This is a genomic window from Lysobacter olei (assembly GCF_054777355.1).
On record NZ_BAAHAT010000004.1, the window covers coordinates 17,606 to 37,627 of the forward strand.

Annotated in this window: 17 protein-coding genes and 1 tRNA gene; 9 read left to right on the forward strand and 9 right to left on the reverse strand. The window is 67.6% G+C overall.

Annotation, left to right across the window (positions count from 1 at the left end):
* The first annotated feature begins 2 nt into the window (after window positions 1-2).
* From infC to ACYVBS_RS06780, 9 genes are all read left to right on the forward strand, one after another.
* Window positions 3-563: a translation initiation factor IF-3 gene (infC, locus tag ACYVBS_RS06740; protein ID WP_460822647.1), complete on the forward strand. Its 561-nt coding sequence runs from the start codon at window positions 3-5 to the stop codon at window positions 561-563.
* A gap of 632 nt (window positions 564-1,195) precedes the next feature.
* Window positions 1,196-1,393 (forward strand): 50S ribosomal protein L35, encoded by a 198-nt coding sequence (gene rpmI, locus ACYVBS_RS06745; protein WP_036133974.1) that lies wholly within the window; start codon window positions 1,196-1,198, stop codon window positions 1,391-1,393.
* 14 nt (window positions 1,394-1,407) lie between these two features.
* Window positions 1,408-1,767 (forward strand): 50S ribosomal protein L20, encoded by a 360-nt coding sequence (gene rplT, locus ACYVBS_RS06750; protein WP_036133976.1) that lies wholly within the window; start codon window positions 1,408-1,410, stop codon window positions 1,765-1,767.
* Between the two features lie 155 nt (window positions 1,768-1,922).
* Window positions 1,923-2,933, forward strand: coding sequence for a phenylalanine--tRNA ligase subunit alpha (locus tag ACYVBS_RS06755; RefSeq protein WP_460822650.1), 1,011 nt, complete (start codon window positions 1,923-1,925; stop codon window positions 2,931-2,933).
* A gap of 192 nt (window positions 2,934-3,125) precedes the next feature.
* Window positions 3,126-5,561 carry a phenylalanine--tRNA ligase subunit beta gene (pheT, locus tag ACYVBS_RS06760; RefSeq protein ID WP_460822651.1) on the forward strand — a complete coding sequence of 812 codons (2,436 nt, stop codon included), beginning with the start codon at window positions 3,126-3,128 and terminating at the stop codon, window positions 5,559-5,561.
* 67 nt (window positions 5,562-5,628) lie between these two features.
* A complete protein-coding gene (locus tag ACYVBS_RS06765; protein WP_036133982.1) occupies window positions 5,629-5,931 on the forward strand; it encodes an integration host factor subunit alpha in 303 nt (100 codons plus the stop codon).
* Window positions 5,924-6,280: a MerR family transcriptional regulator gene (locus ACYVBS_RS06770; protein WP_460822653.1), complete on the forward strand. Its 357-nt coding sequence runs from the start codon at window positions 5,924-5,926 to the stop codon at window positions 6,278-6,280. The genes ACYVBS_RS06765 and ACYVBS_RS06770 overlap by 8 nt, the downstream gene beginning before the upstream one ends.
* Window positions 6,281-6,362: 82 nt before the next feature.
* Window positions 6,363-6,439 (forward strand) — tRNA-Pro (locus tag ACYVBS_RS06775).
* 169 nt (window positions 6,440-6,608) lie between these two features.
* Window positions 6,609-7,667: a TraB/GumN family protein gene (locus ACYVBS_RS06780; RefSeq protein WP_460822654.1), complete on the forward strand. Its 1,059-nt coding sequence runs from the start codon at window positions 6,609-6,611 to the stop codon at window positions 7,665-7,667.
* Window positions 7,668-7,816: 149 nt separating this feature from the next.
* Here ACYVBS_RS06780 and dxs read toward each other — a convergent pair whose 3' ends face one another.
* The 9 genes from dxs to ACYVBS_RS06825 form a co-directional block, all read right to left on the reverse strand.
* Complete coding sequence (gene dxs, locus ACYVBS_RS06785) at window positions 7,817-9,739, reverse strand: 1-deoxy-D-xylulose-5-phosphate synthase (RefSeq protein WP_460822656.1); 1,923 nt, start codon at window positions 9,737-9,739, stop codon at window positions 7,817-7,819.
* Window positions 9,740-9,835: 96 nt separating this feature from the next.
* Window positions 9,836-11,104 (reverse strand): hypothetical protein, encoded by a 1,269-nt coding sequence (locus ACYVBS_RS06790; protein WP_460822657.1) that lies wholly within the window; start codon window positions 11,102-11,104, stop codon window positions 9,836-9,838.
* 115 nt (window positions 11,105-11,219) lie between these two features.
* Window positions 11,220-11,909 (reverse strand): HNH endonuclease, encoded by a 690-nt coding sequence (locus tag ACYVBS_RS06795; protein ID WP_460822658.1) that lies wholly within the window; start codon window positions 11,907-11,909, stop codon window positions 11,220-11,222.
* Between the two features lie 103 nt (window positions 11,910-12,012).
* Window positions 12,013-13,803: an acyl-CoA dehydrogenase C-terminal domain-containing protein gene (locus tag ACYVBS_RS06800; RefSeq protein ID WP_460822659.1), complete on the reverse strand. Its 1,791-nt coding sequence runs from the start codon at window positions 13,801-13,803 to the stop codon at window positions 12,013-12,015.
* Between the two features lie 39 nt (window positions 13,804-13,842).
* On the reverse strand, window positions 13,843-14,316 hold the full coding sequence (locus ACYVBS_RS06805; RefSeq protein ID WP_460822660.1) for an LEA/WHy family protein: 474 nt from the start codon (window positions 14,314-14,316) through the stop codon (window positions 13,843-13,845).
* Between the two features lie 77 nt (window positions 14,317-14,393).
* Entirely contained in the window at window positions 14,394-15,044 is a 651-nt protein-coding gene (locus ACYVBS_RS06810; protein ID WP_460822661.1) for a response regulator, read from the reverse strand.
* A gap of 31 nt (window positions 15,045-15,075) precedes the next feature.
* A complete protein-coding gene (locus tag ACYVBS_RS06815) occupies window positions 15,076-15,801 on the reverse strand; it encodes a sensor histidine kinase (RefSeq protein WP_460822662.1) in 726 nt (241 codons plus the stop codon).
* Window positions 15,794-19,114, reverse strand: coding sequence for a protein kinase domain-containing protein (locus tag ACYVBS_RS06820; protein WP_460822664.1), 3,321 nt, complete (start codon window positions 19,112-19,114; stop codon window positions 15,794-15,796). Before ACYVBS_RS06820 ends, ACYVBS_RS06815 begins: the two co-directional genes overlap by 8 nt.
* Window positions 19,111-19,989, reverse strand: coding sequence for an FHA domain-containing protein (locus ACYVBS_RS06825; RefSeq protein WP_460822665.1), 879 nt, complete (start codon window positions 19,987-19,989; stop codon window positions 19,111-19,113). Before ACYVBS_RS06825 ends, ACYVBS_RS06820 begins: the two co-directional genes overlap by 4 nt.
* Window positions 19,990-20,022: the final 33 nt, after the last annotated feature.

The following is a 20,022-nucleotide window of genomic DNA, read 5'->3' on the forward strand; positions in this document are numbered from 1 at the left end:
GAATGCGGGACGGCACGATCCATACCGGAGATTGCAACATCAGTACCCCCGAGAAGCCCAACCGCAAGAACCAGGAAATCCGCGTTCCCCGCGTACGCGTGATTGGTAGCGACGGCGAAATGATCGGCGTGCTCTCGCGCGACGAAGCACTGCGCATGGCCGAAGACGAAGGCCTGGACCTTGTCGAGATCCAGCCCAACGCGGATCCGCCGGTCTGCAAGGTCATGGACTTTGGCAAGTTCAAGTTCGAGATGCAGAAGAAGGCGAACGAGGCCAAGAAGAAGACGAAGCAGGTCGAGATCAAGGAACTCAAGTTCCGGCCCGTTACCGACGAAGGCGACTACCAGATCAAGCTGCGCAACATGCGCCGCTTCCTGGAGGAAGGCGACAAGGTCAAGGTCAACATCCGCTTCCGTGGCCGTGAAATGAGCCACCAGGAGCTGGGTCGCGAGATGGCGGCGCGCATCGAGGCGGATCTGGGCGAGGACATCGTGGTCGAGTCGCGGCCGCGCTTGGAAGGTCGCCAAATGGTCATGATGATTGCGCCGAAGAAGAAGCAGTGATCTGACGGGTTTGTGGGGGCGGCTACCGGGTATCTCGGTCATTCGCTCCCCGATACTCGCTCGGTGACCGAGACACCCGGCAGCCGCCTCCGAATCGTGAGGCGGCTGTTTCTTTTTCGGCGGGGGGTGGGGTAGGTGTTTGATGCCATCCCAGCGCACGGTCGTCCCGCTTGGGTGAGGGTGGGCATCAAACACAAGAGCGGGAAGCGGGGCTCTGTCTGGCTTTGCTTCTTTCTCCCTCAACCCGGGTGATTGCAGTCTTTCTTGCCTCTGCCCTTTTGGCTCTTGCTTTGGCTCCGCTCTCCGGTCAGTTGGGGATGTGGTTGGGGGCGGTCCTCGGGTGTTCCGGGCACCAAGCGGATTACGGGCCGCGACTGCCCGGAATGCCCGAGGGCCGCCGACCTCAGCCCAACCAGCCGAGACGCCTTTGATTTCAAAGGGAAAGATTGCAATCCCCCACGACCCCCGCCATAATGTGCGGCCCGCTAACCCGGGTTTGTTGTACGTAACAGCACGGACCCGTCGGGATCTTCCTCGGAAGATCAACGACTTACAGCCGGCAAGGGCAGGACGGAAAGCGTGGCGACAGCCACCGCCCAGGCCAGTGACCTAACATCCGAAAGGACATCGCAATGCCCAAGATCAAGAGCAGCCGTGCGGCAGGCAAGCGCTTCCGCAAGACGGCATCCGGCAAGTTCAAGTGCGGCCACGCCAACCGCAGCCACATCCTCACCAAGAAGGCGACGAAGCGTAAGCGCAACCTGCGCCAGACGAACCACGTCCGCGCGGAAGACGCCGGCCGTATCACTCGCATGCTGCCGTACGCCTAAGGGAGGACTGAGAAATGGCACGAGTCAAGCGTGGCGTGCAAGCGCGCCGTCGTCACAAGAAGATCCTGAAGGCCGCGAAGGGCTACTACAACGCCCGTCGCAAGGTTTTCCGCGTCGCCAAGCAGGCGGTCACCAAGGCGCTGCAGTACGCCTACATCGGCCGTAAGCAGAAGAAGCGCAATTTCCGTTCGCTGTGGATCACCCGTATCAATGCGGCTGCCCGCATCAACGGCCTGAGCTACAGCCGCTTCATGAACGGCCTGATGAAGGCCGGCATCACCCTGGACCGCAAGGTGCTGGCGGACATCGCCGTGCACGACGCCGACGGCTTTGCCGCCCTGGCGGAGAAGGCGAAGGGCGCGCTCGCGGCGTAATTTGTCGCAGGCCGCGGACGGTGGTGCACCCAGGTGCCGGTCCGGCTGCAGGTCGAAGACAATGAGGTACACGCATGGGGAAGGGCGCAAGTCCTTCCCCATTGCTTTTTGCGGCGCCGCAAACGGCGCCATGCATTCTTGAGGTTCGATGGGACATGAGTGGAATCGAATCACTGACGCAGCAGGCGCTGGCTGACATTGCCGCCGCGTCGTCGCCCGAGGCGATCGAGGCCTTGCGCGTGTCGCTGCTGGGCAAGTCCGGCAGCGTGACCGCGCAGCTCAAGGCGCTGGGCGCGTTGCCGGCCGACCAGCGCAAGGCCGCGGGCGAGGCGATCAACAAGGCGCGTGACGTGCTGGGCGAGGCCCTGTCGCAGCGCAAGGCCGCACTGGACGATGCCGCGCTCGACGCGCGCCTGGCCAGCGAAACCATCGACGTCACGCTGCCGGGCATCAATGGCGCGCGCGGTGGCCTGCATCCGGTCAGCCGCACGCTGGAACGCATCGTTGACATCTTCGGCCGACTCGGCTTCGAGCTGTCCACCGGCCCGGAGATCGAGGACGACTGGCACAACTTCGAAGCGCTGAACTTCCCGCCGCACCACCCGGCGCGTGCGATGCACGACACGTTCTACTTCGACGACGGCCGCCTGCTGCGCACGCACACCTCCGGCGTGCAGGTGCGTTACATGCTCGATGCCGTGGCCGGCAAGAGCGGGCCGCCGCTGCGCATGATCGCGGCGGGCAAGGTGTACCGCAGCGACAGCGACCAGACCCACACGCCGATGTTCCACCAGGTCGAAGGCCTGCTGGTCGACGAGCACGCCAGCTTCGCCGACCTCAAGGGCACGCTGGCCGAGTTCGTGCGCGCGTTCTTCGAGCGCGACTTCGAGATGCGCTTCCGTCCGAGCTACTTCCCGTTCACCGAGCCGTCGGCCGAAGTGGACATCGCTTGGCAGCAGGCCGATGGCTCCACGCGCTGGCTGGAAGTGCTGGGCTGCGGCATGGTGCACCCCAATGTCCTGCGCAACGTGGGCATCGACCCGGAGAAGTACACCGGGTACGCCTTCGGTCTGGGCGTGGAGCGCTTCACCATGCTGCGTTATGGCGTGGACGACCTGCGCAGCTTCTTCGAGAGCGGCGTGCGTTTCCTGAAGCAGTTCGCCTGAGGCAACCGTTGCGGCGCCGGGTAATGGCGACGCGATGTTGGGCGGCCCACCGTGCGCGGGCAGGCAGCCCGCCGCCCGCCATGAGGATGGGCGGCAACGACAGGTAACGTTGTGATTTGAAGTGTGTGCGGCCCTTGTCGCCACACGATTGCGGTTCCGGCCGCTTCGACATGAAATCGGAATGACTTCGCGATGAAATTCTCCGAAAACTGGCTGCGCCACCACGTCCCGACCACCGCCACGCGCGACGAACTCGCCGCGACGCTGACCGCGATCGGCCTGGAGGTGGAAGAGGTCACGCCGCTGGGCGATTCGCTGGACGGTGTGGTCGTGGCGCTGATCGTCAGCGCCGAGAAGCATCCCGAGGCCGATCGCCTGCAGGTGTGCCAGGTGGACACCGGCAATGGCACCGTGCAGATCGTGTGCGGCGCGCCGAATGCGCGCGCGGGCCTGAAGGCGCCGCTGGCCCAGGTGGGCGCGGTGCTGCCGGGCGGCATCAACATCAAGGCGGCCAAGCTGCGCGGCGTGGAGTCGGCCGGCATGCTGTGCTCGGCGAAGGAACTGGGTATCGACGCCGATGCGTCGGGCTTGCTGGAGCTGCCGGCCGATGCGCCGGTGGGCACGCCGCTGGCCGATTACCTCGGCCTGCCGGACGCCAGCATCGAGATCAAGCTGACGCCCAACCGTGCCGACTGCTTCGGCGTGCGCGGCATCGCCTATGACGTGGCGGCGGCATGCGGCGGCGAAGTGGCGCATTTCGACGCGACGCCGATGCCGGCGCTCAACAATGAAGTGCTGGCGATCGAACTCAATGCCGGTGCGGATGCACCGCGTTACGTCGGCCGGGTGATCGAAGGCGTCAACGCCACGGTCAGCACGCCGGTGTGGATGGCCGAGCGCCTGCGCCGCAGCGGCATCCGTCCGGTGTCGTTCCTGGTGGACGTCACCCAGTACGTCATGATCGAGCTGGGCCAGCCGATGCACGCCTTCGACCGCGACCTGCTGAAGGGGCCGGTGGGCGTGCGTCACTCGCGTGCAGGCGAGACACTGAAGCTGCTGGACGGCCGTGACGTGACGCTGGATGACCCGTTCGTGGTCATCACCGACGCCGACCGCGCCGTGGCGCTGGCCGGCATCATGGGCGGCTTCGACACGCGCGTCACCGACGCGACGAAGAACGTGTTCCTGGAGTCGGCGCATTTCGCGCCGGCGGCGATCATCGGGCGCGGCCGCAAGCTGGGCCTGCACACCGATGCGGGCCACCGCTTCGAGCGCGGGGTGGATCCGGAACTGCCGCGCATCGCGATGGAATACGCCACGCGCCTGATCGTGGAAGTGGCCGGCGGCGCGCCGGGCCCGGTGGCCGAGGCCACGCTGGCTGAGCACCTGCCACAGCCGCAGCCGATCATGCTGCGCCGCGCCCGCCTGGCCCGCGTGCTGGGACTGCAGGTGGCCGACGCCGAGGTCGACCGCATCTTGCGTGCGCTCGGTCTGGCGGTGGAAGTCGTGTCGGACGGCTGGCGCGTCACCGCGCCGAGCCGCCGCTTCGATATCGCCATCGAAGAGGACCTGATCGAAGAGATCGCCCGCATCCACGGCTACGACCGCATCCCGACCACGCTGCCGGCCGGTGCCGCGCGCCTGGTGGCGCCCACCGAAACCCGTGTGGACGAGATGACCATGCGCCGCCAGATTGCGGCGCGCGACTATCTGGAAGCGATCAATTACGCCTTCGTGGATGCCGCGCTGCTGGCCCGCTGGGGTCTTGCCGAAGGTGCAGTGCCGCTGGCCAACCCGCTGAGCGCCGAGCTGGGCGTGATGCGGCCGTCGCTGCTGCCGGGGCTGGTCGCTGCGCTGGGCCGCAACGCCGCGCGCCAGCAGGGCCGCGTGCGCCTGTTCGAGCTGGGCAACGTCTTCACCACCGATGGCGCGACGCCGTGGGTGGGTGGACCCGCCGCGCACGGGACGAGTGCCGGTGACGGTGCCCCGCTGCATACCCAGCGCGTGGCCGCCGTGGCCTGCGGTGCGGCCGGGACCGAGCAGTGGGCCGCCAAGGCACAGCCGGTCGGCTTCCATGACCTGAAGGGTGACCTGGACAGCCTGGCCGCCGTCTCCGGCGCGCGCCTGGAATACCGCGCCTCGCAGCCGGGCTGGGCGCACCCGGGGCGTTCAGCCGACGTCTACCGCATCGGTGACGACGGCGCTGCGGTCAAGCTGGGCTGGATCGGCCAGCTGCACCCGCGCCTGCAGCGCGCTCTGGACCTCGATGTAGACGTGGTGGCCTTCGAGCTGGACCTGTCGCCGCTGCTGGCCCGCGCCCTGCCGCGCGCCGGGGGCCAGTCGCGCTTCCCGTCCGTCCGCCGCGACCTCGCGTTCGTCGTGCCGGAAGCGGTGGAATGGGGCGCCATCGCCGCCACCGTGAAGGCCGCCGCAGGCCCGTCGCTGCGGGATCTGGTGCTGTTCGACCGGTACCAGGGCAAGGGCGTCGAAACCGGCTTCAAGAGTCTGGCTATGGGCTTGATTCTGCAGGAGGAATCACGCACCCTCACCGATCAGGATGTGGACGCGGTGGTGTCGTCGGTGACCCAGGCCATCGATGCCGCCCACGGCGCCAGGATCCGCGGCTGACGACCGCAGGCAGTTGCAATATCGGTGGTCCGGTCGATGTCCGGGCCATCGTAAACAGGGGAACGATGTGGCTTTGACCAAGGCTGAAATGGCCGAGCGCCTGTTCGACGAAGTCGGGCTCAACAAGCGCGAGGCGAAGGAGTTCGTCGATGCCTTCTTCGACGCGCTCCGCGAGGCGCTGGAGCAGGGCCGGCAGGTGAAACTGTCGGGCTTCGGCAATTTCGACCTGCGCCGCAAGAACCAGCGGCCGGGCCGGAACCCGAAGACTGGCGAGGAAATTCCGATTTCGGCGCGTACGGTGGTGACGTTCCGTCCGGGGCAGAAGCTCAAGGAGCGCGTCGAGGCCTACGCTGGAGGTGTGAATGCTTGATCCCGGCAGCAACCGCGAACTGCCGCCAATCCCGGCCAAGCGCTACTTCACCATCGGTGAGGTCAGCGAGCTGTGCGACGTCAAGCCGCACGTGCTGCGCTACTGGGAGACGGAGTTCCCGTCGCTGAATCCGGTCAAGCGTCGCGGCAACCGCCGCTACTACCAGCGCCACGAGGTGCTGATGGTGCGCCAGATCCGCGGGCTGCTGTACGAACAGGGCTACACCATCGGTGGCGCGCGCCTGCGTCTGGAGGGTGAGTCGGCAAAGGAAGAGTCGGCGCTGAGCTCGCAGATCATCAAGCAGGTACGGATGGAGCTGGAAGAGGTGCTGCAGCTGCTCAAGCGCTGAGCAGGGCTCCGAGGATGGCCCAAGCTGGCCGCAAGCGGTTATACTTTGCGACCGCCACACGGCGGCACATTGCAGGTTCAGTCGGGGCGTAGCGCAGCCTGGTAGCGCATCTGCCTGGGGGGCAGAGGGTCGTCGGTTCGAATCCGGCCGTCCCGACCAAACTTGCACATCGCGAACAGCGGCCATCGGAGCGATCCGGGCCGCTGTTTTCGTTTGTGCTCATGGCTGGGGTCGGCGAAGTGCCTTGGAGCGCGCCGGTGGGGCCCGATGGAACTTTCACTTTGCTGCCTCTGTCACACCGGACTTCATGGACTGGAAGGGAATCTGTATGAAGGCCATCGGATGTGTCGCGCTTTTGTGCGCAGGGGTGCTGTCAGGGCAGGTGATGGCGGAGTCGAAGGCCCCCCAGCCAGACTCTCCGGCGACCGCGACCGCGACCGCGACCGCGACCGCGACCGCGCCGTTGCCGATCGTGGATGCAGCGCCGGTGCCGGTGAACGGCCTTAAGGCCGGGCCAGGGCTGTGGCAGGTGCGCAAGGGTGGCAACACCCTATGGATCTTCGGCACCGTGTCGCCGATTCCCAAGGGGCTGGAGTGGTACTCGCCCCAGGCCGAACGCGCGCTGGCGCGCAGCACGCAGATTATCGGTGCACCGAGCGTGGGCGTATCGGTGGGCATGGGCGGGATGTTCCGAGCCGCTTTCGCCATGCCGACGCTGCTCAAAGCGCGCAAGAATCCCGACGGGAAGACGTTGCGCGAGGTATTGCCGGCCCCGCTGTATGCCCGCTGGTCGCAACTCCGTCAGCAATACGTGCCGAAGGACGATGACATCGAGGAATTCCGTCCGTCCTACGCGGCCAGCAAGTTGTACGCGGCGGCACTGGAGCGCGCCGGGCTGGTCCCTGCCGGAGCCGTCTACGAGCGCATTGGCGCCGTGGTCAAGAAGCACGACGTGGAGCGTGTCAGCACGTCGGTGAAGACCGAAGTGCGCGACGTCAAAGGCGTGGCGAAGACGGTCATCCGCTCCAAGGTGGATGAAACGGAATGCCTGCGTGAGGTGTTGGACGCGCTGGAGCGCGACGTGACCCAAGCAACACTGCGAGCCAATGCCTGGGCCGAGGGCGATGTGGCCACGCTGACTGCGTTGAGCGAACGTGGCTCGCAGCGGGCATGCGACGACACGTTCTTTGCCAGCGAGGTTGCCGCGGAGCTCGGGCTTGCGGACGGTCGCGCGCGCGCGGAGGGGCAGTGGCTGAAAGCGGTCGACACGGCCCTTGAGCGCAACCATGACACCTTTGCGGTGCTATCGGTGAGTTCGATGCTCGGTGACACGGGTTGGCTCGCCCGCCTGCGCGCGCGGGGCTATGAGGTGGTCGCGCCGGAGTGAACTGCGCTCGCAAGGGCGCGCCGTCTGCGCCCCGCATGCAGCGGGGCGGCATGGCGGTCGCACGGTGCTGCTGACGCAAGCCGTGCGAGGGGAGAAATCACTTGCTGGCGCGAACCGCGCATCCACCCCCAGCGCGATGGGGCTGCGTGTCAGCCCACCGCGCTCTGGCTTGCCGCTTCCGGCGACAGGTGCGGCCAGCGCGCCAGCACTGCCGTGCGGATGCCGGCCACGTCGAGCCCCGCCTCTGCCAGCAGTTGCTCGCGGCTGGCGTGGTGCTGGAATGCGTCTGGCAGACCCAGGTGCAGCACGGGCCTCGTGATGCCTTCGGCCGCCAGCAACTCGGCCACACCGCTGCCCGCACCACCGGCCACGACATTGTCTTCCAACGTGACGAAGCCATCGTGGGTCTTGGCCAGCGACAGGATCATGTCGCGGTCCAGCGGTTTGACGAAGCGCATGTTGACCACGGTCAGGCCCAGTTCCGCGCCCACCTGTTCCGCGGCCGGCACGATGGCACCGAACGCGAGCAGGGCCACGCCGCGGCCTTCGCGTCGCAGTTGCGCCTGGCCGATTGGCAGCGGATGCAATTCCGCCTGCACCGGCACGCCGGGCCCCGTGCCGCGCGGGTAGCGCACCGCCGCCGGACCCGGGTGCAGGTGGCCCGTGGTGAGCATCTGCCGGCACTCGTTCTCGTCGGCAGGCGCCATGACCAGCATGTTGGGCACGCAGCGCAGGTAACTCAGGTCGAGATTGCCGGCATGCGTGGCGCCGTCTGGACCGACCACGCCGCCGCGGTCGATCGCGAACAGCACGTCCAGCTCCTGGATGGCGACGTCATGCACCAGCTGGTCATAGCCGCGCTGCAGGAAGGTCGAGTAGATCGCGACGACGGGCTTGGCGGCTTCGCAGGCCATGCCCGCGGCCAAGGTCACCGCATGCTGCTCCGCGATGGCCACGTCGAAGTAGCGCTGCGGGTATTCCTTGCTGAAGCGCACCAAGCCCGAGCCTTCGCGCATCGCGGGGGTAATGCCCATCAGCTTGGGGTCGGCTGCGGCCATGTCACACAGCCAGTCGCCGAACACGTCGGTATAGGTCGGCTTCTTCGCGCCGCCCTTGCTGACCATGCCCTGCGCGGGGTCGAACGGGCTGACCGCGTGGTAGCCGATCTGGTCGCCCTCGGCGAGTTCGTAGCCCTTGCCCTTGGTGGTGATGATGTGGAGCAACTGCGGGCCCTTCAGGCCCTTCAGCGTCTTCAGCGCGCCCACCAGCGCGCCCATGTCGTGGCCATCGATGGGGCCGGTGTAGTGGAAGCCCAACTCTTCGAAGAAGGTGGATGGCAGCACCATGCCCTTCCACTGCTCTTCCCAGCGCTTGACGAAGCGCGCCGGCGCGCCGTGCTTGTCGCCCAGCAGCTTCTTGCCGCCCTCGCGGATCGCGTTGAGCGTGCGACTGCCGGAGAGCCGGCCGAGCATGCGCGTGACGCCGCCGACGTTCTCCGAGATCGACATCTGGTTGTCGTTGAGGATCACCAGCAGGTTCGGCTCGATGCCGCCAGGCTGGTCGCCCATGCCGCCGCCGTGGGCCAGTGCCTCGAACGCCATGCCGCCCGTGATCGCGCCGTCGCCAATCACCGCCACGACCTTGCGCTCGTCGCCCATGCGCTGCAGGGCGATCGCCATGCCGAGTGCGGCGGAAATGGACGTGGACGAATGGCCGACGCCAAAGGTGTCGTATTCGGACTCTTCGCGCTTGGGGAACGGCGCGACGCCGTCCTTCTGCTTGACCGTGCTGATCGTGTCGCGGCGACCGGTGAGGATCTTGTGCGGGTAGCACTGGTGGCCGACGTCCCAGACCAGGCGGTCGACGGGCGTCTCGTACAGCCAGTGCAGGGCGACGGTCAGCTCGATCACGCCCAAGCCGGCGCCGAAATGGCCGCCGACCTTGGCGACCTGTTCGATCAGGTACGCGCGCAGTTCATCGGCGATCGCCGGCAGTTCCGATTCGGGGAACTGGCGCAGGTCGGCAGGCAGGGCAATGCGCGACAGGCGCGGGTAGCGTTGCGGATCGATCATCTCGTCGCAGTATGACGGTTAGCCTGTCATTGTCCCGCGACGCCGGGAGTGCGGCAAGGCATACCGCCCCGTACGCCGGGGCGGGTGGATCGGGACTCAGCGCCCGCGCAGGCGTCCGAACAGCCCGCCCGACTTCGAAGCTTCCGGTTCGGGTTCCGGCTCGCGGTATGGCTGGGCGAAACCGGTGGCCAGGCTGGCGTTGACGAAATCGTTGACGTCCTCGCGGGCCACGCCGCTGGCCTCGGTGATTTCAGCGAGCGTGGCCGGCCCCTTCATCATTACGGTGGCGATGCGGAAGTGCTTGGGGTACTCGCGTTCGGTTTGCGGCCACTTGAGCAGGTGGAAGCGTTCGTGGGGGTCATAGCCGGCCACCAGCGCGCCCGCGCCGCCGATCAGGCCGTCAAACCACACCAAGCGCGAAAGCGGCTGTGAGGCGCCCAGTGCCGGGGTGGCCTGCTGCCACGTCGCATCGTCCACAGGCTCGAAAGCGTCCTGATTCAAGCCGCTCGTGAAGAGTTCGGTTAATGGCTTGAGCGCAGGCGGGCCGAAGTACACCTGGGCTGCAGGATCGATCATGACGGAGATCTGGCCCGTTCGGATGCGGTGGCGCCCCTTGAGTTGCCCCGACGCGAGCCAATTGGCCAGGGAAGTGAGTGCTGGTGCAGCAGGAGCGGCTGGAGGAGCCTCTGCAACCGGAGCAACCGGAGCAGCCGGAGCCGCCTCAGCCGCCTCAGCCGCGTCACCAGCGGGCGGGGCCATGGGAGCCGGAGCAACCTCAGCCGCCGCGGCTATCGGAGTCGACTGAGCAGCCACCTCCTCGGCGGGTGCCGCGATGTGTTCGGCCGTGGGGGCGGGTGCCTCCATGGCGGGCGTCGGCGGTGATTCCGGGGGCGCGGTCTCCCGGCCACCTGAGGGGATCGCGTCGGCAAGGTCGGCGAAGACCGCCAGGGATGCCACTTCCATGGTCTCGGCCTCCGGCTCCGGCGCCAGCGCCGAAGGCGTCTGGAGTGCCGCATTCGTTACGCCCGCCGCGACGGGCGCTGGGACAATCTGCTGGCCCAGGGATTGGGCGATCTCGCCGAGCACGGCGGCCAGACTCTCTGCGGTGAACGGACGCTCCAGCCGGAAGTCCGCCTGGGTACGCGAGGCTGTGGTCAAGCCGATGACCGACTTCTCGGCGGCATGCAGGCGCAGCCAGCTCATCGGGCCGTACAGGGTGTCCATGTCCACCACGACAAAGGCGGCATCGGATTCGGACTCGAGTTGCCAGAGCCCGCCCAGTTCAGCGGAGGCCTCGGTGAACGCGTGCCTGAGGGCGGATTCGGTGTCCGGATCCATTCCGGTCAGGCCGAGGGTCAGTGACATCGTTTCACCGTTGCAGATTGATTCAGCTGAGTGTTGCGGAGGCTGGATCAATCGTCAACGCGGCAAGGGCTTGGCGAATGTGCGCCGCTGGGCAGTTTCCGAATGCGTGCAGGGGTCAAGCCGACGATCGCGCGTTACGCGGCAACTGGTTTTTCAGGAAGGTCATCTGGTCGGCCAGGATGTTGCGGTTGGACAGGATCAGATGCTCGATCCAGCTGGGCCGGTAGGGTACGGCCAGCAAAGGCATGTCGGCCTGTTGCGGGGTGCGGTTGCTCTTGCGTGAATTGCACGGGAAGCAGGCGGCCACCACATTTTCCCATGTGTCGCGTCCGCCCTTGGACACCGGCAGCACGTGATCGCGGGTGAGGTGGGCGCGGCTGAAGCCCCGGCCGCAATACAGGCACAGGTAGCCGTCGCGCGCGAACAGCGCGGGATTGGTCAGTGTCGGCGTGGGCGACAGCGCGCGCGCGTGCGGATGGCCCCGTCCTGCCACGATCGGGTGCAGCGCGATGACACTGCGCACGCCGGTCCGGCGGCAGGTGCCGCCATGCACTTCCATGCATGGGTCACCCAGTGTCCAGGCGACCGCATCGCGGGCATACAGGCATGCGGCGTCCTGCCAGTTGATCCAGTCCAGGGCGCGCCCGTGCGCATCCAGGGCCAGCAGGCGGATCGCGTTGAACTGTTCGGCGGAATGGCGCGGGACGATGCGCGGAGTGAAGCGGGGACTGTCCGGATCACGCCACCCGTGGTTGGCCAGCGTGCCGGATTGGACAAGGCGCAGGATCGCTCTGTCAGTCTCCATTGGAGATCAAGGATATACGCCTTTGGTGACGAATTTGCTACCCCGCCAGGGGGCGGGCGGGGTAGCCGCGGCGCGGGGACACCGCGCCGGGCTTCCCTGGACGTCAGGCGTCGAACGCGTCGGCGTCGAGTGCGGTCAGTGTCCCGGCACCGCTTTCGATGGCGGCCGCGTGGGTCAGCGTGCGTGGCAGGAGGCGCGCGAAGTAGAAGCGCGCGGTCTCGCGCTTGCCGGCCTTGAACGCCTCCGACTGCGACGAGGCTTCGCTGGCGGCCACGTTGCGCGCCCACCAGTAGGCCAAGGCGACGTAGCCGGAAAACATCAGGTAGTCGTATGCGGCCGCGCCGATCTCGTCCGGGTTGCCTACCGCGCGCTGGCCGACCTGCTGGGTGAGCTGCTGCCACTGCGTCGCCTTGTCACGCAGCGGGCCGATGAATTCGGCAACGGCGGCATTGTCGGCATGTTCCGTGCAGAACTGCTCGACCATCGCGAGGAAGGCTCGCAGCCCGGCCCCCTTGAGCTGCATGACCTTGCGCCCCAGGAGGTCGAGTGCCTGGATGCCCGTGGTGCCTTCGTACAAGGTCGTGATGCGCGCATCGCGCGCCAGCTGCTCCATGCCGTGCTCGGCGATGTAGCCGTGGCCGCCGAAACATTGCACGGCGTGGTAGGTGCACTCCACGCCCCATTCCGTGAGGCACGCCTTGACGATGGGCGTCAGGAAGCCAGCCAGTGCATCGGCCTGCTCGCGCTCGGCGGCATCAGTGGCGGCATGGGCGATGTCGAGCTGCAGGCCGGCGTGGTACGACATCACCCGGCCGCCTTCGATCAGCGCTTTGCAGGTCAGCAGCATGCGGCGCACATCGGGGTGGACGATGATCGGGTCGGCCGGCTTGTCGGGAAACTGCGGGCCGGACAGCGCGCGCATCTGCAGGCGTTCACGTGAATAGCGCAGCGCGTTCTGCTGCGCGCGCTCGGAGAGGGCCAGGCCCTGCACCCCCACGCCCAGGCGCGCGGAATTCATCATGGCGAACATGGCCATCAGGCCCTTGTTCGGTTCGCCGACGATGTAGCCTTCGGCACCGTCGAAGTTCATCACGCACGTCGCCGAACCGTGGATGCCCATCTTGTGCTCGAGGCTGCCGCAACGCACGGCGTTGCGCTCGCCCTGGGTTCCATCGGGTGCGACCTTGAACTTGGGCACGACGAAAAGCGAAATGCCCTTCACGCCGGCGGGCGCGTCCGGCAGGCGCGCCAGCACGAGGTGGACGATGTTGTCGGTCAGCGAGTGCTCGCCGGCGGTAATGAAGATCTTGGTACCAGAGATGGCGAAAGTGCCATCGGCGGTGGGCTCGGCCTTGGTCTTGAGCAAGCCCAGGTCACTGCCGCAGTGCGGTTCGGTGAGGCACATGGTGCCGGTCCAACGGCCATCCACCAGCGGCTTGAGGAACACTTCGCGCTGCCAGTCGGTGCCGAAGTGCAACAAGGCTTCGGTGGCGCCGTGCGACAGCAGCGGGAAGTTGCCCCAGGCCAGGTTGGCGGAGTTGATCATCTCCTTGAGCGGGAAACCCAGCGTTTGCGGCATGGACTGGCCGCCGAACTCCACCGGTGAGGTGAGGCCGGTCCAGCCGCCTTCGACGAACTGGTCGAACGCCGGCTTGAAGCCGGAGGGAACCGTGACTTCGCCGGTGGACGGGTCGAGCTTGCAGCCTTCGCGATCGCCGACGGCATTGAGCGGGGCGAGCACGGTTTCGGTAAAGCGGGCGGCTTCGTCGAGGATCGCGTCGATCACGTCACGAGACGCCTCGTCGAACCCAAGACGCTGGAATTGCGCATCGGCACCCATGACGTCGAACAGGGCGAAGCGGATGTCGTTGAGGGGGGCTTTGTAGCTGCTCATGGCGGGACCGGATACAAGAGGGGGCGGTGGTGGAAGGGGTCAGCGCAGCACGCCGGGCAAGCCGGGCGCGGGACTCAGCGCACTGCTGCGATCGATCTTGAAGTTGCGTTGCTTGGCTTCGTCCGGCGTGGCGTCGACGGTGCCCTTCAGCGTGTAGTCCACGCCGCGGCCGGCGGCGAGCGCATCGGCGACGGCCAGCTTGGCGGCCGCGGTCGGGGCCAGGGTGACGGTGACGACGTCGGCCGACTCCTTGCCGACCGAGAGCGCCGGCTGCGCGGTCAGTCGACCGGCCTCCTGGCCGGCGATGGTCAGGGCGAGGTCAACGCGGTCAAAGCGCATGGCGACGCTGCTGAAGTTCTCAAGGCGCAGGTCGATGGACCAGTGGCCATCGGCACGGACGGTCAGTTGCTGGATGCGCGCGGCCGGCTCGGAGACCCGGCGGACCGGGCCGCTCGCGCAGCTGGCCAGAAGCGCGGCACACAGGGCCAGACCGGTCCATCGCATCAACTTCATTCGCTCGCTCCGTGATTGGGGAGTCCGAGCATACTACGGCGCATGGTGGACGCGGGATGCGGTCGGGCGGGGTCGCCTTAGTCCATCAGTCCCTTGCGCAGTGCATACCGAACCAGCTCGGCGGTGTTGCGGACACCAACCTTGTCGAGGACCCGGGCGCGATGGTTCTCGGCGGTCTTGGCGCTGATGTCGAGTTTGCGTGCGATTTCCTTGGTCGTCAGGCCTTCGGCGATCAGGTGGAAGACCTCGCGTTCGCGGGCCGTCAGCCGGCCATAAGGGTCATCCACGCCACGGTCAGGGTTCTGCAACTGGTCGGCGAGGATGCGCGCGGCCTGCGGGCCGAAATGACCTCGGCCGGCTTGGAGGTTTCGCACCGCGGCCAGCAGATCGGCGGCGGCGCTGTCCTTGACCAGATAGCCGCTGGCGCCCGCGCGCACGGCCTGCAGCACGTACTCGTCCTCCTGGTGCATGGTCAACACCAGCACCCGGGTATTGGGAAGGGCTTCCTTCAGGCGGCGGACCACCTCAATGCCGCTGAGACGGGGCATGGACAGATCCGTGACCACAATGTCCGGTCGCGTGGCGATGGCCTTTTCGACGGTCTCGAAGCCGTCGGCGGCCTGTGCGACCACCTGGACATCGCCCTCGGCCTGAAGCAGGCCGACAAGGCTCTCCCTGACCAGTGTGTGGTCGTCGGCGATCAGGATTCGGATGGGCCCCAGTGGCATGACACCACCCTGCGCGGGCCGCGTCGCGGCGTCAAGACGGGGGCGGCGCCGCCACTGGCACGGAGACCCGCACCCGGGTTCCCTGGCCTGGCGCGGATTGCACGTCGAACTGGCCTTCGTAGAGGCGGACACGTTCGCGCATACCACCAAGGCCGCTGCCGCCGGAGTGCAGGGCCGCCGTGACGTCGAAGCCATCGCCATCGTCGATGACCTGCAACTGCACGCGGCCGCTGCGCGTCACCAGGCGGACCAGCACGCTATGGCCGCGGGCGTGCTTGATCGCATTGTTCAACGCTTCCTGTGCCACGCGGAACAGCAGGGTCTGCACCTCGCCGGCAAGGGGCGGCAGGGGCTCGAGGTCCAGCACCACGTCGACGCCACTGGCCTCTGACTGTGCGCGAACCAGCCATCGCAATGCCGCCTCCAGGCCGAGGTCGTCGAGGATCGGGGGGCGCAGCAGCCGCGAGAGGTTGCGTGTGTCTTCGAGGGTGTCGCTGCACAGCGCGATGGCGCCTTCGAGTTGTGTCCGGATGCCGTTGTCGTCCGCAGGCAACGCATGGGTAACCTGCGACAACCGGTGCTTGAGGACCGTGAGATTCTGGCCCAGGCCATCGTGCAACTCGCGGGCGAGACGGCGACGTTCGTCTTCCTGGACCCGCCACACCGCGCGGCCAAGGCGGCGAAATTCGCGCTCGTTGCGTTGCAGGCGGTCGAGCAGGTCCTGGTATTGCTGGCGCAGCCGAACGAGGTCATCCATGGCGTGGCTCCACGGCGGCGGGCGTTGGCCGTGCCTGGTCGGTGGCGGCGTCGAATGCGGCGCGACGTTCTGATGGCACGTGGTCGCGCCGTGTGGCCCAGGCGGCAACCGCACTGCGCAACGCACTGGCCGCGGCATCGGCGTCACCTTCGGTACGCAAGGCTGACGCGCCGAGCGTGTGCAGCAGCGCGGCGTCGAGATGATCACGCTTGCGCAGCATGGGGAGCGTGTGTCGATAGATCATGGCGGCGCGCGTGGGTTGTTGATCGTCCAGCGCGCGTTGCATGGAGAGGCGTGCCCACTGCAGGCGCAGCGGCAAGTGGCCCAGTGCCGAGGCGTTGGCTTCCAACGACGCGGCCATCGGGGCATGGTGCGCACCCTGCAATGCAGCCTGAAGGATCAGACTGCGGACGCCTGATGCCTTGGCCAGTCGCGCGGCTTCGCGCAAGGCCTTCGCGTCGTCCGTGTGGCTGCCTCGGCGATGTGCCAGTTCCGCTCTGACCAGGGCGGCGATGGCCTGCTGTTCGCTGGATGCGGTGGTAATGGCTTTGGAAATGCCGTCGAGGATGGCGCGCGCGTCGGTGTCGGCATGGGCCGCCATCAGCGCTTGGGCGCGCAGCAGGTCGACGTCCAGCAGGCCGCGGTCATCGTTGCGTTGGCGAAACAGCGCGGCGGCCTTGTCGGCGTGCGCCAGTGCGTCGTCGACGTGGCCTTGCAGCAGCGCCAGTTCGGTGAGATTGCGGTAGCTGACAGCAGCTTCTTCCAGCATCTGCTGTGCTTCGGCCACGTCGCGGGTTTGCTCGAACAATTTGCGCGCCTCGGGCCATTGCCCACGCACCATTGCGACGAGGCCCTGGTTCTGCTGGGCGCGGATGCGGCCGGTGTCGTCCCCCAACGTCGCGCTGGCCGATGCCGATTGCGCCAGATAGGCCTGGGCGTCGTCGTAGTTGCCCAACTGGAAGTGCGCAAAGCCGATGTCGTTAAGCACCATGGCGGTGCCCCGGGGGTCACCGACCTGTTGCCATGTCTGCAGGGCGCGACGGAAAGCCGCCAGCGCGGCAGGGTAATCGCCGCGCTCCTCGGCCAATAGCCCGAGTTCCTGTTCCACCGCGGCGAGGCCACCCCGGTCACCGAGCGATTCATGTAATGCGCGGGCCTGTTCCAGATGGGTGGCGGCCTGCGCGAACTCGCCGCGCTGGCTGAGGGCCGAGCCCAGGTTGCGCAGGCTTGTGGCCAGACCGCGTCGATTGCCGACGCCGCGGCGCAATTCGATGGCCTTGCGGTACTGCTCCTCCGCGTCGGCGTGCTGGCCGAGGCGGGCGTAGCCGATGCCCATCGCGTTGACGGTCTCGCCTTCGCCAAAGCGATTGCCGCTGCGCTTATACAGGACCAGCGCCCGTACCAGGTAATCATCGACGGCGCGTCGTGCATCGCCCTGCAGGATCGAGAACTTGCCCAGTTCGAACCACGCGCGCGGATCGTTGGGGTCGCGTGTGGTGAGTGTCTGCAGGCGTTGGGTGGCCGCCTTGAAGTCACCGCCGCTTCCGAGTGCACGTGCCCACTGCAGTTCGGCAAAGGTGTCATCGGGCGCAGCTTGCAGCCTGGCGCGCCAGATGGCGGCCGCCGCAGGCGCGTCGCCATCGAGCATGGCACGGTCCGCATTGAGCCGTTGCAGGAGGGCCGCGGGGGCGGTCTTCGCACTGGCTTGCCCACGCTCAATGGCGTCGTAGGCCACATCGTGCTCGCCAATCAGATGCGCGACTTCGGATTTCGCCTGCCATGCGGCGATGAACCCGGGGGCCCGCTCGGTGGCGCGGCTCCATTGCGTGAGCGCATCCGCTGGGCGTCCCTGCTGCCATGCCGTCAGGCCAGCGCCGTAAAGACCCAGAGCCTGCCGGTCGCTCGGCGCCCCCAAGTTCAAGGCACGGCCACCCAATGCCGGTGTCAGCGCGGGATCCGTGAGCAACGCTTGCACGGCACCGGCGGCATCGTTGCCGACGGCACGGACCTGCAGTGGTGCTTCGCCTGGGCCCACGAGTCGGGCGGAAGCCTGCCAGCGCGCGCCGGCGCCGCTTGCGTCGACCAGCAGCGTGCGATCCGCGCCGACGATGCGTTGCAGCGCTGGTACGTCCAAGCGTGTGGTGCCGGTGGGATCCAACTGGCGCAGTCCCTGTTGCGTGCGCTCCTCGTCGACGACCGCGAGGGTGCTGCCGGAGGCCAGCGCCTGACGCAGCAGCGCCGCCATTCCCACCCGCTGCATTGCATCCAGCGACCCGTTTGCCGATGCCACTGGCAACACCAGCAGGCGATGCAAGGGAGCGACCGCAGACACGCCCGCTGGCGCAGGGGCCTGTCGCCACTGCCAGACCGCGACGGCGCCAAGCGACACGGCCAGCGCCAGCGCTAGGCTCCACCACCCGCGTGACCACAATCGCCACTCACGTGGCACTTCGCGTCGGTCGATCGCGTGAATCACGTCCTCGGCCCGCTGCAGCCGGTGTGCGGGCTGGGGACGCAGGAGGCGGTCGATCAGCCGCGCCAGCCAAGGCGGGACGTCCGGTCGATGGCGCGTGACCGGCGGGGGCGTGCGTACCATCCGCTGCGCGAGCGCTTCACTGACCGTGGCTCCGGCAAAAGGCATTCTCCCGGTCAGCATTTCGTACAGGATCAGGCCGAGCGCATAGAGGTCGCTTCGGGCATCCACCGCCTCACCGCGCGCCTGTTCCGGTGAAAGGTAGTCCGGCGTGCCCACCACCGCCCCGGTTTGGGTCAGTCCTTGGCTGGCGAGCGAGCGCGCCACGCCAAAGTCGCTGATGTACGCATCGCCGTCGCCGTCCACCAGCACGTTGGCGGGCTTCAGGTCCCGATGAACCACGCTCCGCGCATGCGCGGCGGCGAGGCCCTCGGCCAATTGCCGCGCAATGCGGGTGGCGCGCTCGACCGGCAGCGGCCCGTCCCGGTCGATCAGGTGGTCGAGGCCTTCGCCATCGACGAAGTCCATGCTGATCATCCACTGGCCCTCGTGCTGGGCCAGGTCGTGGATCCGCACGACGCGCGGGCTCGACACCTGCCGCGCCATCAACAACTCCTGGCGAAAGCGCTCGAACGCATCGGGCCGGCTCGCCAACTCGGGACGCAGCAGCTTGAGCGCGACCGGCACGTTCAGTGCCGTGTCGGTGGCGCGGTACACCACGCCCATGCCGCCGATGCCGAGCATCGACTCGACGCGGAAGCGGCCGCCTAGGAGCGTGCCCGGAGCAAAGTGCTGCGACGCCTGGACGCTGGTGGCAGTGGGTGGGGCGGGGTCGGTCACGGCGCCGCCTCCGCGCCGACGCGATGCACCACGGTGCCCCACCGCGGCGCACTGTCGAGCGACTGCATCGCTCGGCGGGCCAGCAGCCACAGGGTGGCGCTCTCGGCGAACGCGCCGAGCAGTTCAAGGTCAAAGTCGGTGATCGGCTCGCCCGGTTCGCTGCGGTCGGCGTAAATGGCGCCGACGGTGCGGCCGTGGTCAAGCAGCGGCAGGCAGACCAGGCTCTGCAGCCCGCTGCCAGCGACGGATTGTCGGCGCGCCAGCCAGGGTTCGCGGTCCACGTGGTTGACCACGACCGGCATGCCGCTTTCCAGCGCACGTTGCACCGCGCCCACGCTGCCTTGGAACACGTTCGGGTCCATCACGGCCGGATCCAGGAGCAGGCTGGCACACACGGCGAAATCGTTGCCGTTGGCGAGCAACATGAAGCCGCGCGAGCAGCCGGCCAGTTCAACCACGCCGCGCAGCACGTCGTCCAGCAGCGAGTCGGCGTCGTGGTGGGCCGCGATGCGGCGGGTGGCGGCCATCGAGAGAGCGCGGCGCTCCTGCTGGCGGTCACGCAGCGCGCGGGCCTGTCCGTCGTCAAATACCTCGAATTCGCAGTGCACGTCGCCCAGGCGCAGCCATGCGTTGCGCGGCAAGGCCTGGCCGAGCGTGGCAATGCCATCGATGAAGGTGCCGTTCTTGCTGCCCAGGTCGTTGAGGCGCCAGTGGCCGGCGTCTTCGACGAGTTCGGCATGGGTGCGGGATACCGACGAATGCCCCAGCACGAGATCGCAGTCCGAGTTCCGGCCGATGCGAAGCCGCGCCCCCGCGTCCACCCAACGGGTCAGTGCGGCGGCGTCGGGCGGGTAGACGATCAGGCGGGCCGGCATGGCCCCATCTTATATCCGGGATGGGGCAGCCGA

What these genes read in the sequence shown, in the direction of transcription:
- pheT (WP_460822651.1), top strand. Translation starts at nt 3,126, where the DNA reads ATGAAATTCTCCGAAAACTGGCTGCGCCACCACGTCCCGACCACCGCC.
- ACYVBS_RS06795 (WP_460822658.1), bottom strand. Translation starts at nt 11,909, where the DNA reads ATGGAGACTGACAGAGCGATCCTGCGCCTTGTCCAATCCGGCACGCTG.
- ACYVBS_RS06770 (WP_460822653.1), top strand. Translation starts at nt 5,924, where the DNA reads ATGCTTGATCCCGGCAGCAACCGCGAACTGCCGCCAATCCCGGCCAAG.
- rplT (WP_036133976.1), top strand. Translation starts at nt 1,408, where the DNA reads ATGGCACGAGTCAAGCGTGGCGTGCAAGCGCGCCGTCGTCACAAGAAG.
- ACYVBS_RS06755 (WP_460822650.1), top strand. Translation starts at nt 1,923, where the DNA reads ATGAGTGGAATCGAATCACTGACGCAGCAGGCGCTGGCTGACATTGCC.
- ACYVBS_RS06790 (WP_460822657.1), bottom strand. Translation starts at nt 11,104, where the DNA reads ATGTCACTGACCCTCGGCCTGACCGGAATGGATCCGGACACCGAATCC.
- dxs (WP_460822656.1), bottom strand. Translation starts at nt 9,739, where the DNA reads ATGATCGATCCGCAACGCTACCCGCGCCTGTCGCGCATTGCCCTGCCT.
- ACYVBS_RS06815 (WP_460822662.1), bottom strand. Translation starts at nt 15,801, where the DNA reads ATGGATGACCTCGTTCGGCTGCGCCAGCAATACCAGGACCTGCTCGAC.
- ACYVBS_RS06805 (WP_460822660.1), bottom strand. Translation starts at nt 14,316, where the DNA reads ATGAAGTTGATGCGATGGACCGGTCTGGCCCTGTGTGCCGCGCTTCTG.
- ACYVBS_RS06810 (WP_460822661.1), bottom strand. Translation starts at nt 15,044, where the DNA reads ATGCCACTGGGGCCCATCCGAATCCTGATCGCCGACGACCACACACTG.
- rpmI (WP_036133974.1), top strand. Translation starts at nt 1,196, where the DNA reads ATGCCCAAGATCAAGAGCAGCCGTGCGGCAGGCAAGCGCTTCCGCAAG.
- infC (WP_460822647.1), top strand. Translation starts at nt 3, where the DNA reads ATGCGGGACGGCACGATCCATACCGGAGATTGCAACATCAGTACCCCC.
- ACYVBS_RS06825 (WP_460822665.1), bottom strand. Translation starts at nt 19,989, where the DNA reads ATGCCGGCCCGCCTGATCGTCTACCCGCCCGACGCCGCCGCACTGACC.
- ACYVBS_RS06800 (WP_460822659.1), bottom strand. Translation starts at nt 13,803, where the DNA reads ATGAGCAGCTACAAAGCCCCCCTCAACGACATCCGCTTCGCCCTGTTC.
- ACYVBS_RS06780 (WP_460822654.1), top strand. Translation starts at nt 6,609, where the DNA reads ATGAAGGCCATCGGATGTGTCGCGCTTTTGTGCGCAGGGGTGCTGTCA.